At 68.4% G+C, this 13,239-nt stretch carries 11 protein-coding genes, 3 pseudogenes and 1 riboswitch; of the genes and pseudogenes, 8 read left to right on the plus strand and 6 right to left on the minus strand.

Features of this window, described 5'->3' with window-relative positions; genetic code table 11:
• Positions 1-17 precede the first annotated feature (17 nt).
• The 3 genes and pseudogenes from ACFQ4H_RS06255 to ACFQ4H_RS06265 form a co-directional block, all read left to right on the plus strand.
• Entirely contained in the window at positions 18-665 is a 648-nt protein-coding gene (locus ACFQ4H_RS06255; protein WP_377567932.1) for a class I SAM-dependent methyltransferase, read from the plus strand.
• Positions 666-692: 27 nt separating this feature from the next.
• A complete protein-coding gene (locus tag ACFQ4H_RS06260) occupies positions 693-1,562 on the plus strand; it encodes a family 16 glycoside hydrolase (RefSeq protein WP_377567934.1) in 870 nt (289 codons plus the stop codon).
• Positions 1,563-1,757: 195 nt separating this feature from the next.
• Positions 1,758-2,132, plus strand: a pseudogene (locus tag ACFQ4H_RS06265) (transposase); the annotation flags it as partial.
• A gap of 5 nt (positions 2,133-2,137) precedes the next feature.
• On the opposite strand, the gene ACFQ4H_RS06270 reads toward ACFQ4H_RS06265, so the two are convergent.
• Together ACFQ4H_RS06270 and ACFQ4H_RS06275 are read right to left on the minus strand one after the other, a co-directional pair.
• On the minus strand, positions 2,138-2,758 hold the full coding sequence (locus tag ACFQ4H_RS06270) for a DUF7710 domain-containing protein (protein ID WP_377567936.1): 621 nt from the start codon (positions 2,756-2,758) through the stop codon (positions 2,138-2,140).
• A gap of 18 nt (positions 2,759-2,776) precedes the next feature.
• The gene (locus tag ACFQ4H_RS06275) at positions 2,777-3,088 is read right to left on the minus strand and encodes a hypothetical protein (protein ID WP_377567938.1); all 312 of its coding nucleotides are present in this window, start codon (positions 3,086-3,088) and stop codon (positions 2,777-2,779) included.
• A 169-nt stretch (positions 3,089-3,257) separates the two neighbouring features.
• On the opposite strand from ACFQ4H_RS06275, the gene ACFQ4H_RS06280 reads away from it, so the two are divergent.
• Positions 3,258-3,767, plus strand: a complete 510-nt coding sequence (locus tag ACFQ4H_RS06280; RefSeq protein ID WP_377567940.1) for a DUF2199 domain-containing protein — start codon at positions 3,258-3,260, stop codon at positions 3,765-3,767.
• 918 nt (positions 3,768-4,685) lie between these two features.
• Here ACFQ4H_RS06280 and ACFQ4H_RS06285 read toward each other — a convergent pair.
• The gene (locus ACFQ4H_RS06285) at positions 4,686-7,424 is read right to left on the minus strand and encodes an ATP-binding protein (RefSeq protein ID WP_377567942.1); all 2,739 of its coding nucleotides are present in this window, start codon (positions 7,422-7,424) and stop codon (positions 4,686-4,688) included.
• A gap of 707 nt (positions 7,425-8,131) precedes the next feature.
• Here ACFQ4H_RS06285 and ACFQ4H_RS06290 point away from each other — a divergent pair.
• Positions 8,132-8,890, plus strand: coding sequence for an MBL fold metallo-hydrolase (locus ACFQ4H_RS06290; RefSeq protein ID WP_377567944.1), 759 nt, complete (start codon positions 8,132-8,134; stop codon positions 8,888-8,890).
• A 262-nt stretch (positions 8,891-9,152) separates the two neighbouring features.
• Here the strand turns inward: ACFQ4H_RS06290 and ACFQ4H_RS06295 are convergent, their stop codons facing one another.
• From ACFQ4H_RS06295 to ACFQ4H_RS06305, 3 genes and pseudogenes are all read right to left on the minus strand, one after another.
• A complete protein-coding gene (locus ACFQ4H_RS06295) occupies positions 9,153-9,773 on the minus strand; it encodes a DUF6461 domain-containing protein (RefSeq protein WP_377567946.1) in 621 nt (206 codons plus the stop codon).
• Between the two features lie 66 nt (positions 9,774-9,839).
• Positions 9,840-10,019, minus strand: coding sequence for a hypothetical protein (locus ACFQ4H_RS06300; RefSeq protein ID WP_377567948.1), 180 nt, complete (start codon positions 10,017-10,019; stop codon positions 9,840-9,842).
• A gap of 82 nt (positions 10,020-10,101) precedes the next feature.
• Positions 10,102-10,374, minus strand: a pseudogene (locus ACFQ4H_RS06305) (glycogen debranching N-terminal domain-containing protein); the annotation flags it as partial.
• On the opposite strand from ACFQ4H_RS06305, the gene ACFQ4H_RS06310 reads away from it, so the two are divergent.
• From ACFQ4H_RS06310 to ACFQ4H_RS06320, 3 genes and pseudogenes are all read left to right on the plus strand, one after another.
• Positions 10,343-10,528, plus strand: coding sequence for a hypothetical protein (locus ACFQ4H_RS06310; RefSeq protein ID WP_377567950.1), 186 nt, complete (start codon positions 10,343-10,345; stop codon positions 10,526-10,528). The pseudogene ACFQ4H_RS06305 and the gene ACFQ4H_RS06310 overlap by 32 nt on opposite strands.
• A riboswitch (cobalamin riboswitch) is annotated at positions 10,510-10,638 on the plus strand. Its footprint overlaps the gene before it by 19 nt.
• Positions 10,639-11,277: 639 nt before the next feature.
• On the plus strand, positions 11,278-12,642 hold the full coding sequence (locus ACFQ4H_RS06315; RefSeq protein WP_377567962.1) for a prenyltransferase/squalene oxidase repeat-containing protein: 1,365 nt from the start codon (positions 11,278-11,280) through the stop codon (positions 12,640-12,642).
• A pseudogene (locus ACFQ4H_RS06320) lies at positions 12,639-13,239 on the plus strand (hypothetical protein); the annotation flags it as partial. The gene ACFQ4H_RS06315 and the pseudogene ACFQ4H_RS06320, both read left to right, overlap by 4 nt.

The following is a 13,239-nucleotide window of genomic DNA, read 5'->3' on the forward strand; positions in this document are numbered from 1 at the left end:
CCGTATGCTCCATCCGTATGCGGGAGATCGGTAGCCAGGTCGGGTACTGGGACGGCGTCGGTGCCACGAAGACCTTCACCCACCCGGTGCACCTCGAGTGGCTGGACGGGGTGCGCCGCAACGCCCGGATCCTCGACTACGGCTGCGGATACGGCCGGATCATGGCCGAGTTGACCGCCCATGGTTTCACCGACGTGTCCGGGGTGGACCCGTCGCCCGCACTGATCTCGCGAGGCCGTCGACTGTGGCCGGACCTGCGAGTCGAGGTGCTGGCGTCCCCGCCGACGTTGCCGTACGCGTCAGCGAGCTTCGACGTCGTCCTGCTGTTCGCGGTGCTGACCTGCGTACCCGACGGCGATGCCCAGCGGGCGCTCATCGCCGAACTGGTCCGTGTCCTCGTGCCCGGCGGCCTGCTCTACGTCAGCGACCCGGTCCTTTCCGACGACGAACGGAACCGGGCCCGCTACGCCGCCCATGCCCGGCGGTTCGGCACCCCGTACGGGGTGTTCGCCACCGACGACGGCGTGGTGTGCCGGCACCACGACGTCACCGGGTTGCGGGCTCTCCTGGCGGACCTCGACCGGTTGGACGAGCGCCGGATCGAGGTCGTCACGATGAACGGCCACCGGTCGCCGGCGGTGCAACTGCTGGCCCGCAGACGCTGAAGGTCGCGGTCACCCGTCGATCAGACGGTGGGCCCGGCGGCATGGTGGACCCAAGCCCATCGGCTGGAGCTCGACCAGCGCTTCGCCTTCAGCGACCACTTCGTGTCCCATGTGATCGGCAACGTCAGCGTGCCGCAGGACGGCCGCAAGATCAGGCAAACCATGCTCCCCGCCACGGACGACTGGAAGAGTTGGGCGACCCGGACCGAGTCGTTGAAGCTGCGTGCCGGCACCAATACCATCAGTTACCGAAACGACATCGGCGACACCGGCCACGTCAACCTCGACCGCATCACAGTCGACGAACCTGGGGGTGCTGTGCGCACCGTACTCTTCGATGGAACGAGCCTGGCGAACTGGCGGCATACCGACGGCCGCGAGGCACAGTGGCCAGTGGTCGACGGCGCGGCAGAGGTCTGCTGCGGAGACATCCGCACCAGGGACGACTATGGTGACTTCAAGCTGCACGTCGAGTTCTGGCTGCCGAACATGCCACCGGACGTGACCGGACAGGCACGGGCCAACAGTGGCGTCTACCTACAGGACCGCTACGAGATCCAGGTGCTGGACTCGTACGGGAAGCCGACACTGGCCGACAATGACGCGGCGGCGATCTACCGCAAGAAGGCCGCGGACAGCAATGCCGCGACCGCGCCGGAGACCTGGCAGGCGTACGACATCACCTTCCGGGCAGCCCGGTTCGACAGCAGCGGCACCAAGATCGCTGATGCCCGGGTCACCGTCGTATGGAACGGTACGGTCGTCCACGACGACGTGGCGATCGACGGCCCGACCGGCGGCGGTCGGGCGGAGGGACCGTCCCTCGGTGCGATTCGGTTGCAGGACCACGGGGACAAGGTGCGTTACCGCAACATCTGGATCGAGCCCTTGACGTAGGGCAAGGGGTCGTCGGTTCAAATCCGGCCAGCCCGACAGAGAAAAAGCCCTGACCAGTGGAAACGCCGGTCAGGGCTTGGCTTTCGCCTATGGAGTTCTGAACCTTCCGCCGAAACCCCGCTTACGGGAGTGTGGGTCTAACGGTGTTTCCGGCCTGGCCTGCCGGGCGTTGTGCCTGGTGAGGAGGGTGCTGTGATGACCGCGACACTGAACGAGCAGACCGGACGCAGGAAGCGGCCTGAGCCGTCGGCGGAGGCGAAGGCCGCCGCTGACCTGGTGCGGGCCGCGAAGGAACAAGGACTGTCGTTGACGGGCCCGGACGGGCTGCTCAAACAGTTGACCAGGACGGTCCTGGAAACCGCGCTGAACGAGGAGATGACCGAGCACCTCGGCTACGAAAAACACGACCAGGCCGGTGCCGGTTCGGGCAACGTCCGCAACGGAACCCGGTCGAAGACCGTGCTGACCGACGCCAACGGGCCGGTGCGGATCGACGTGCCGCGGGACCGGGCCGGCACCTTCGAGCCGCAGATCGTCCGCAAGCGGCAGCGGCGTTTGTCGGGAGTCGATGTCTGTCAATCCTGGCGGCCGTCGGTTAGGTGGATGTGACGTAATCCCGGACCGAAGGCGGCGACATGGTCCGTGGTGCCGTGGTGCGTCTTCGATGGTGTGAAGCGGCCCTCGCTGATGGCGATGTCGTAGGCGCCCCCGGTGGCGTACTCGGCCAGGAGCCCGGTCACCTGGTGCTCGGCTGCCCAGGTGAGCCCGGCGTTCTGGGTGTTGAAGACTCCGGAGGCGTATCGGGCGCGGTCACCGTGGAAGATCCAGACGGTGGACCTGAGCGGGCTTTGCTGGTCGGCGGTTGGCTTGTGGTGTAGGCCCTCCGGTGTGAACGAGAACGAGTCAGGGAATGTGCCTGGCCGATGCCGTACGGCGAGAAGCACCGGTTCGGGGTGTACGCCCTGTAGCCCTGTTCCGGCTGGGATGTTCGCGAAGGCATTCCACAGGTGGAAGCAGATCAAATTGTGACCGGGCTCGGTCGTGGTGTAGGCGAGCGTCCTGGGATAGAAGGGGTTGGTGCCGCCGATCCGTAGCGACGGTGGCCCGAACGTCTCGATGACCTCAGATAGTGTCCGGTCCTGCGTCACCCATTCGTCCACATCGGTATGCAACTGCCGGAACTCGGCCTCCGACAACGCCCGATCCAGCTCGAGCTAACCGAGGCGATGGGCGATCTCGGCGTAGACGGAGGCGGTGGCCTCACGCAAGGCGCTAGCCGGAAGGATGTAGCTGTAGGCACCCACGACACCCGTCGCGGCGAACGCGTCGCGTTCGCGCAGTCCATCACACTCCGCCCACCACCGCTCAAGGCTGCCATCCACGGCGGCCATCGCCTCGAGCAGAAGCCGTTCGGCTATCTCGTTTCCGCCATACATGCCAGGGCGACGAAGCACCCTGTTCACCTGCGCCAAGTGGTGTCGGCGTGTCTCATCAGGACCGAATTCGGAATCCTCATCGCTGCTCATCGCCGCCGATCATGACACTTCGACAAGCCGCGAGCACGCGCTATCGGCACGAGCGGTCGGCCGACTCGTCGGTCTCGCAGGTGCGCCCTGGCGCCCAGCCGGCGGCAGATCCGGATACGGCAGGAGGCGGTACGGATGCGGGTGACTGATGGAGCTGTACTGTCACGTCGTGACTGATGAAGGGTTTGTGTGCCAGGGCTGCGGACAGCGCCATGAAAGTGTTCCGTTCTCGTACGGCGCGCAGGCACCGGCGTACTGGCGAGACGAGCTCGCTGACGACGAGCGCAGCGTTCTCGAGGACGAGCTTTGCATCATCCAGGCGCAGCACTACTTCATCCGGGCGCGCCTGGTCATCCCCGTCCTTGACGCCGGCACCGACTTCGAATGGGGCGTCTGGGTGTCGTTGAGCAGGGACAACTTCCGCCGCACAGTAGATCTGTGGACAACTCCCGGCAGGGAGCAGGAGCCGGCGTACTTCGGTTGGCTGTCCACCCAGCTACCTGCCTACCCAGTGGAAACGCTGAATCTCAAGACCGAGGTACACACCGAGCAGGTCGGCACCCGGCCGCATGTGATCCTCGAACCGACTGATCATCCGCTAGCGGTGGAACAGCGTACCGGCATCACGGTGGAACGAGTGCAGAAAATCGCCGAGCTGGTCCTCCACCCAAGGGCGTGACGCGCTGCGCGCGAAGCATCTCGTTCATGGACTGGCACTGGCATCGGAAGCCAGCGGCGGCCTGCAAATGCCAGCTGCGGCTCGTGGTGACTGCGCAACCCGCAGGCGCGCAAGACTTGCTGCAGACACGGGTGTTCGATGGTCTATCGCCCGCAGCAAGTCGCAGCTCGCGGTGACTTCCGAGGTGCGCCGGCCGGAAGTGGTGGACCTCGGCGGTCGCGATTGGAGGAGCCAGCTCAGCGAGGGCTTTTACCTCCGCCGCCGGCTGAGCTTTGGAGGGCGATCTGGGGGGCGGCTTGGGCGGGCGTGAGGTGCGTGGGGCGGTGAGACCTATTGCCGTTCTGTACACAAGGCCACCCGTCTACCCCACGAAAACCCCGTCGAAGCGTTGACGAATAGTGACATGAAGTGGCGAGCGTCTGGCTACGTCTGTGCAGCTCAGCGCCAGTTGTTGGCAAGCAATGACAAGCTAAATTTGGCTACGGTTGGTAACAAGGGGTCGTCGGTTCAAATCCGGCCAGCCCGACAGAGAAAAAGCCCTGACCAGCGGAAACGTCGGTCAGGGCTTGGCTTTCGCCTATGGAGTTCTGAACCTCCCGCCGAAACCCCCCGCTTACCGGGTGCGACAACCCGCGAACACCCCCGCCGCGAAGTCCGCCAACTGCGCCCGCACCCGAGCGACGTCCCGCTCATTCACCGCCGCAGCCAGACACCGCCACGATGCTCATACCAGCGACACACCACAAGACCCAACAAAGCACTACCGACCCGGGGGACGTGCTGCTCGTCCACGACGCGTCCCTGCTGTAACGAACACCAGTTGGCGTCCGGCGGTTTTGCCGTGCCGTTCGTGGTGGTCGGTCAGCGCCGTTACGCAATGCACCGTTCCCTTGAAGCTGGCTGGCGACGATTCCTGGGTCAATACCGCCCGACGAGGTCGCCCACCTCGGTCCGGGACGAGGCGCCCAGCTTCCGCAGGATGTTCGAGACGTGAACGGCGGCGGTCTTGGGTGAGATGTAGAGGCGCTGGGCCAGCTCTGTGTTGGTCAGCCCGTCGCTGATCAGTACGGCCACTTCCCGCTCGCGGGGGGTCAGGGCGGCCGGGCCGGTGACGGTGGGCGGCGCGTCGACTGGGGCCATGCCCAGCTGGGCGCGGACTCGGGAGAGCTGGGCCACCCGCCAGCCACGCCACTCGGCCAGCAGGGGTACGGCCGCCTCCACCTGCTCGGCGGCCTCCTCGCGCCGGTCGTTTGCCAGCAGACAACGGGCGGCACCGACGCGTACCGTGCCTCGGGTCGCCGGCCCCAGGCTGTGGGCGTCGGTGATGGACAGGTAGCCGGCCAGTGCGTCGGCGTACTGGCTGCGTGCCTCCGCGAGCTGGGCGTCGACGAGTGTGCGGTAGGCGTCCCACACGTCGGCGTCGAGTAGAGCGGTGGCCATCTGGTCGATCCGGTGCGCCGGCAAGCCGATTTCCAGCGCGGCGGAGATCAGGTCGTGGGCCTGTTCATTGCTGCGCCACGCCTGCTCGGGTAGGGCCGCGATGAGTTCCTCCAGGCTCGCTTCGGCGCGCGGTAGGTCTGCGCGACGGCAGGCGAGGTGGAATACGAGGCTGGGAATCATGGTCGACGGGTTGTTGGGTAGGGCTGCCAGGTCGGTGACGAGCTGTTCGACCTGGTCCAGTTCGCCGGCCTCCAGATAGAGACCGGCGAGGAAGACCCCGTGGTAGTCGGCCCAGCGGCCCCGGCGCCGGTAGTTCCGGTCCTGTTCGCGTCCCTCCTCCAGCGCCGCGATCGCGGCCCGCAGGTCGCCGGCCCGCATCGCGAGCCGGGCCCGGCCCTGGAAGTACGTGGCCACCGCGAGTGACTCGAAGCCGGCCCGCTCGGCGTCGATGCGCATCCGTTCGAGTGTCTCGGCGTGCTCGGCCGGCGAGGCAGGCGGCTCACCGTGTACCAGGATGTTGAGGGCACGGGCGGCCAACACCCACTCGCCCGCCTTCTCGGCCTCGTCGACGAGGGCGGACAGGATCTTACGACCAGCGGCTGCGCTCTGCGGGCGCTCGGCGAGTGTCCAGCCCTTCTCCAGCAGCGCCGCCAGGCGGACGGCCGGCAGGTCGAATTCGTCCGCCAGCGCCAGCGCGCGGTCGGACCAGAGCAGCGCCCCGTCGAGGTCGCCGCGCAGGGATGCCGACTGCGCGATCGCGGTCATCGCCCGCGCCTGGTCGGCGCCGGGGGGAAGCTGCGCGATCAGGGTCCCGATGTCGTGCGTCAGGGTGCGCATCTCGTCGGTCTCGCGGGACTCCCAGGCGATGCGGACCAGGAGGTACAGCGACTCGGCCCGGTCAGTTGTGGTGCCGGCTACGTCACGCCAGCGCCGGCCGTACCGCAGGGCGTCGTCCAGGAGTCCGGCCAGCCAAGCCGCCCTGGCGGCGGAGGCCAGCAGGGCGCTGTCGTCGGGCACCTCGTCGAGGCCCATCTCCGCCAACTGCAGGGCCTGGTAGGCGGAGCCGATGGAGAGGTAGAGCGCAGTGCCGCGGCGGGCCGCGGCGACCATGTCGTCGTACCGGCCGGCACCACGGGCGTGGTGCGCCACCATGGCCGGGTCGGCGGCACCACCGGTCAGGAGTACGTCGAGGGCCGCCTCGTGCAGCCGGCGGCGCTGCCGGCCGAGCATCTGGTCGGCAATCGCCTCGCGCACCAACGCGTGCCGGAACGCGAACTCGTCCTCGTCGGACTCGACCAGCACGCCCCGGGAGACCAGGTCGCGCAACACGGCGATCAGCTCGTCCTCGCCCACACCGGTCACGTCGGCCAGCAGGTCGAACGGGATGCGGTGGCCAAGCACTGCGGCCGCCTCCACGATGCGGTGGCTGACCGGATCGAGGTCGTCGACCTGGCGGCGTAACACCTCGGCGAGACTCCACGGCAGCGGCTGCTCGACCAGCGCCTCCACGTCGTACCCGGGCAGCGCGCGCAGCAACTCCTCCAGGAAGAACGGGTTGCCGCCGGTGCGTTGGTGCAGCGCCGTCACGGCGCGCAGCGGCGCCGAAGCGCCGGTGGCCGCCGCCAGCAACGCCGCAGTCTGCGCGGGGGTGAGGCGATCCAGGCGTACGTGGGTGACGGTGTGCCGGCGTTCCATCCGGGCCAGCAGGCCAGCCACCGGTTGGCGACGGGTCACCTCGTCCGGCCGGTACGTCCCGATGAGCAGCCGCGGCCCGCGCTGGTCGGCGATCCGCTCGAACAACGCCGCGCTCTCCGAGTCGGCCCAATGTAGGTCCTCGAAGACGATGACCGCAGGGGAGTCGCCGATCAGGTCGGCCAGGATGGCGAGACCGGTGTGCAGGCGCTCGACCGGGCTGCGCTGCGGGTCCGCGAGGTCCGCAAGCTGCTTCTCGTTGCTGGCAGGACGGCCGTCGATGGCGTCCAGGAGCACCTCGTACGGCCGGGACAGCGAGCCTGGTTCCGCCTGGCCGACCAGCACTACGGTCTCCGCCGGCACGGTTGTCAGCAGCTCGTGCACCAGCCGGGTCTTTCCGATGCCGGGCTCGCCCGCGATGATGGCAACCGCCGGCTCGCGCGCCGCTGCGAGCTGCGCCAACCGACGCAGCTCGCTCTCCCGCCCGATCATCACTGGGCTGGCGCCGCCTCGGATGGTTCGCACGACGCTAGGCTACCGTCGGGCTGTCCGCGGACGACCAGGGCGTTACGGGCCCTTCGGGACCGGCGGGCGCTGGTGAGTAGGCGCTCCCTGTCGGCCTCGGCGATCCGCTCACGGTGGTGATCGTTCGCCAGCGCCAGCATTGTGTCCGGGAGTAACAACATGGCTCGTCTCCTTGTCAACCGCTGATGGATCAATCGTCGGTTGACAGGGGTTCTGTCACATCGGAAGCGCCTACCTATCTTCACTGCTCAGCAGGGTTTAGCGGAGTGCGCGGGCCGCCTAGGCATACCTAGTGACACCCGGGTGCAGTGAGGGTCGTCCTCGTAGAAACCCAGACCTCCGCAGCCGGGACACTCGCCGCTAACGCTGGTGAACTCATCCAATCCGTCTGGGACGTTCACGGTCCCCGTGCCCTCGCAGTCCGCGCACTCGAACCGGACTCATCCGGGTCGTCGCCCGGCCTGTCGACGTCGACGCGCTTGCCCCTGATTCTCCTCAGAATCCTGGTCGAATCGAGCGCCTGGCAGCGGAAGCACACCTACCCGGTTCCGTCATGACCCGAGTTTGCCCCCTTGGTCGAGTACCGCCGTACGCCCGCTCGAACAGCAGCATGTGAGTGCGTTTCGGGGGACGCCCGCCGGTCCCGAATACGGCCCCGAAGGGCGTCGCAACTCGCTCCGGACGGAGACACCTGACACAGTGAACCCATGCTGAATCAGGTGGCCGACGGTGTCTGGGTCCGGCAGAGCGAGTGGGTCTGGAGCAATGCCGTCGTGGTACGCGGGGAGAGCGGGTTGATCCTGGTCGATCCCGGCATCGACGGTTCCGATCTGAACCAGCTTGCCGATGACGTGGACCGGCTCGGCATTCCGGTGGTCGCCGGGTTCTCCACCCATCCCCACTGGGACCACCTGCTCTGGCATTCCCGGTTCGGCGACGTGCCGCGCTACGCCACCCCCGGCGGCGTCCAGGCTGCCAGTGAAGCCCGAGAGCGGGCGCAACGGGTGGCGGCGGAGAGCGCATCGGGTATCCCTCTCGAGCTGATCGGGCTCCTTACCCCGCTGCCCGCGGACGGAGGACCCGTGCCGGGCGAGATCGTCGAGCATCAGGCGCACGCCATCGGCCACGCCGCGGTACTCCTCGCGGACCGTGGCGTCCTGCTGGCCGGCGACATGCTCTCCGACGTCCTGATTCCGCTCCTCGATCCTCGCCGCCCCGATCAGGTGGGTGCCTATGAGATGGCCCTCGACCGGCTCGGTGAGGCTGCCCGGCACGTCGATGTCCTGGTCCCCGGGCACGGGGCCGTTGCCGAGGGCCCCGAGGTGGCGGCCCGCCTTGCCGCCGATCATGCCTACATCGATGCGCTGCGGCACGGGAAGGAACCGGTCGACGCGCGTCTGAGCCAAGACTGGCTCTCCGGCCCCCACCAGTCGAACCTGGAGCAGGCCCGACGCTCATCCGGATGAACTTCGGCGTCATCGCGCTCATGGTGACGCCGTTGCGTTGCGGGGTCGGCGACGCGTTGAACTGTGGCGGGTCTGCGGTCAGATCGTCCGGGCGAGTTCGGTGAACGCGGCGCCGATCCGCGGCGCGGGCGGGGTGTCGACGGCGGGATCGTGGTGGCTGCGTCGAAGTTCTGCCGACGGCGCCGTCCTGCGGAGCTGGTGAATGCGATCATGACGAACCTGACGGTTTGTCGCCGCAAATGTCCCCGCAACCGATCGCGGCCTAGCCGTGAGTACGGCCAGGTATACACGCCTCGCCACACGTGAACGTCGACCGCTGTAGCAAGTCGGGTGTCAGCCGAATCCCCGTAATCGCCTCGGCCAGGGCGAATGCGGCGGCACCGGGGTCGCCGATGTCGCCGTCCTGATCCATCGGCAAGCCAACGGCCTGCATGAGTTCGATGAAGCCGTCGGCGTCGCAACCGGAGCGGTGCCAGGCGAACAACGGCTCGAAGTACAAGCGGATCTGACCGTCATCGATCAGGTAGAAGCGGTCGACCGCGTTGACATTGCGGAAGTGCGACACGAGGCGTGTGCCTGCGGAGAGCCGCCCGACCAGTTTTTCCGTCACACCGAGATAGCCGTTTGACTCCACGGCCAGTGCCCAATCACCGACCGCTGTAGCCGCGACAAGCTGAACGGCCCCGTCGTGCGCCTTCCACGTGGCGTAGCTCGGCTCGACGAGCTCACCAACACCTATGCGATCGACACGGTCACCGACGACGCCGAACCTGTCCAGCAGTCCTGCTGGGGTTACGTCCCGAACAAGTGTGATGCAGTATGCCTCGGACAGATCGGAAAACATCTGCTCGAACCAGAGGTAGTCGTCGAAGGTCGCCGTCATCGGCCCATGCTCGCACAGCTGCTGTTGTGCGCAGGTGACAGCGCCGGATCGACGAGACCGCCGGGCCTACGCGAGGTCCAGCAGCTCCATCTCGCCGCCGCGCACCATCCAGCTGGTGAACGATCCGATCCTTCCGCAGGCGACGCAGCGTTCCGCAGTGGCCAGCGAGCGGATGCCGCCGATGTCTCCATACAGTGAGTAGCCAGCGGCGATGTTGAAGCCTTCTTCCTCACAGACGCAGACCATGATCTGTATGCCTTCGTCCGACCAGTATTCGCCGCTGCCGGCGACCCGTACCGCGGTGTGCCACTGGCCGAGGAGCTAGGCCCTACCGTCGCACTCTGGCCCGACGCTGGCGGTCGACGCCGCTACGGCCGAACGCGTCGGCGTGGCTCCAGCGGCCGGGGATGTCGAGCAGCTCGATCCGGCCGATCGTGGGTGGCAGGGCGGGATCGACCGCGAGGTGGTCCTCGTGCGGGGTGAGGCCGAGCACCGTACGGAGGAACAGCAGGGTCGCTCCGGCCGACCAGCCTTGTGGACTGCAGGCGGTGGGGTATTCGACGGGGTACTTGGTCAACGTCCGTCGACGTCCTGCGGATGCCCGTTACGACGTTCTCATCAGCGGCGACGAGATCCTGCTGTGTTTCGGCGGCCCGCCCACGGCGACCGGAACAGCGAGCTACCTCACCTGGTGCCACCTGCACCGGATCCGTTACGGTGTCACCGCACCCGGACCACACCGGGTGGACAACTGAATACGCTCCCGAGCGGGGGAAGCCGGTGTGAATCCGGCGCTGACCCGCAGCCGTGAGCAGGGGTGTCGACCCCTGCGAGTCGGAATGCCCGTTCGGTGAGCCAGCGGCTTTCACTGTCGAGGTCTACAGGGTGAAGTCCGGGCCGATGCGCCCGCTCCACCCTCGCTCACGTCACCGGGTCTCCGGAACGTGACCGAGGGTTTCGCGGTTTCTGAGGCTTTCGGGACGCCCACCAACCGCTCCCGAAAGGCACTCCCATGCCCGGATCCAGATCCACAGTCAGACGAATCGTCCTGGCCACCGTCGCCGGGCTGGCCGTCGTGGTCGGTGTGTCCGTACCCGCGCTCTCGGCCAACGCGGCCGGTACCGCCGGCTACTGCCCGGACGGTACCGGTGTCACCGTGGTCGTCGACTTCCAGGAGCTCGGCGGCGAGACGCTGATCCGCTGTGCGCCAGGCGAGCAGGAGAACGGGCTCACCGCGCTGGAGAACGCCGGTTTCGAGGTGACCGGCACCGACCGGTGGGGCAAATCGTTCATCTGCCGGATCAACGGCAAGCCGGGCACGGACACCGAGCCGTGCACCAACACACCGCCCGCGGACGCGTACTGGTCGTACTGGCACGCCGACAACGGTGGCACCTGGGAATACAGCTCGACCGGGGCCACCTACTCCAAGCCGGCCCAGGGCTCGTTCGAGGGCTGGTCGTTCTCGAAGAACCGTACTCCCGACGACAACCCGTACCCTCGGGTGGCACCGGCGCGTCCCGTCGTCCAGCCGACCCCGTCGGCCACCGTGTCGGCCGGCCCGTCCACCCCGGCCACGTCGTACGCGGCCAGCGGAAGGGCCGCCGGAACGTGGTTGGCCGGCGAACTCGTCGACGGTGGGCTGCCGGGCTTCGTCGGCACCGACTGGGGACTGACCCTCGACGCGCTGTTCGCGTTGCAGGCCACCGGCGCCGACCCGGCCGCGTCGCGGGCGGTCACCTCGGCCACCGCGGCGCACGTGACCAGTTACAGCACCTGGGACGACTGGGGTGTGGCCGGCGTACGCATCGCGGGCGCGACCGCGAAACTGCTGGTCGCCGCCGTCAGCACCGGATCCGACCCGCGTGCCTACGGCGGGCACGACCTACGTACCGAGACCCTGGAACTGGTCGCCACGGACGGCGTACACCGGGGGCGGGTGCGGGACCGCTATCCCGCCGAGTCCGGCGGGGTGGACGCCAGCAACACGTTCGCCCAGTCGTTCGCGGTGATCGGGCTGGCCCGAAGCGGCGGCGTACCGCAGGACGTGGTTGACTTCCTCATCCGACAGCAGTGTGCGGCCGGCGGCTTCCGACTCTCCCCGGACACGTTCGGCACGCCGTCGGCGACCTGTGACGAGTCGACGAACGCCGTACTCGACCCGGATTCGACCAGCATGGCGGTGCAGGCACTGCTCACCGCGGCCGAGGCCGGTGCGGCGGGAGCCGCCGGGGCCGCTGCCAAGGGGGCCGACTGGCTGGTGAAGGTCCAGCGTGCGGACGGTTCGTTCGGCGGCTCCGGACCGACCGAGGCGTCCAACACCAACAGCACCGGCCTCGCCGGGCAGGCCCTGGCCGCCGCCGGACGCCGGGAGGCCGCCGACCGGGCCGCCGCCTATGTCGTCGCGCACCAGCTCACCATCGCCAACGCCGGTAAGGCGACGGGCGAGACCGGCGCCATCGCATACAACACCGAGGGGCTGACCACGGCCCAGTCCAGCGGAGTCGCCGACAACCAGCGGGACCAGTGGCGGCGGGCAACCGCGCAGGCGCTACTGGCCCTGGCACAGGTTCCCTTCGGCAAGCTCGGCGGCGACGGTTCCGGTCCCGGCCCCAGCGGTAGCCCGACCGCGTCTCCGACGGCCACCGGCACCCCGTCGCCGACCGCGTCCGTGACGCCGTCCGGTTCGGTCACCGACCCCGGTCCCAGCCCGACCGCCCCGGGCGTCACGGAGTCGCCGACCAACGGCGGTGGCGGGCTGCCGACCACCGGTGCCTCGGTCGTCCTGATGGTGGTCGTCGCGGTGGTGCTGGTCGGTGGTGGCGCCGGTCTGGTCGTCGCTACGCGACGACGAGGTGCACGCTCATGAGGACCCGTGGGGGCTGGCTGCGGCGCGCCACGGTCATGGTGGCCGTGACCCTGGTCATGGCGGCCACGGGCGCGTCGCCGGCGGGAGCGATCGACGGGTCGAAGGGCCGTCCGGGCTACTGCCCGGACGGCACCGGAGTCACCGTCGTCGTCGACTTCCAGGACCTGGGGGGTGCCACGATCGTCCGATGTGCCCCCGGTGACCAGTCCACCGGCCTCACCGCGCTGAAGAACGCGGGCTTCCAGATCGCCGGGGTGGCCCGGTGGGGCGAGTCGTTCATCTGCCGGATCGAGGGCAGGCCCGGTCCGGCCAGCGAGAAGTGCATCGACACCCCGCCGGCCACCGCCTACTGGTCCTACTGGCATGCGCCGAACGGTGGGGCCTGGAAGTACAGCGAATGGGGCGTGACCAACCGTAAGCCGCCGCAGGGCAGCTTCGAAGGCTGGTCGTTCTCGAAGAACCGTACCGAGACCACGAATCCGCCACCGAGGGTCGCCCCGAGCCGCCCGAAGCCACCGGCGCCACCGAAGCCGCCGTCGACCACCCCGGCCCGCCCGGGTGGTACACCGCCCGGCAGCGCGCCGGCTGCCGGTGGTG

The organism is Micromonospora sonneratiae (genome assembly GCF_042679305.1).
In the GTDB taxonomy this organism is placed as follows: Bacteria; Actinomycetota; Actinomycetes; order Mycobacteriales; family Micromonosporaceae; genus Micromonospora_H; species Micromonospora_H sonneratiae.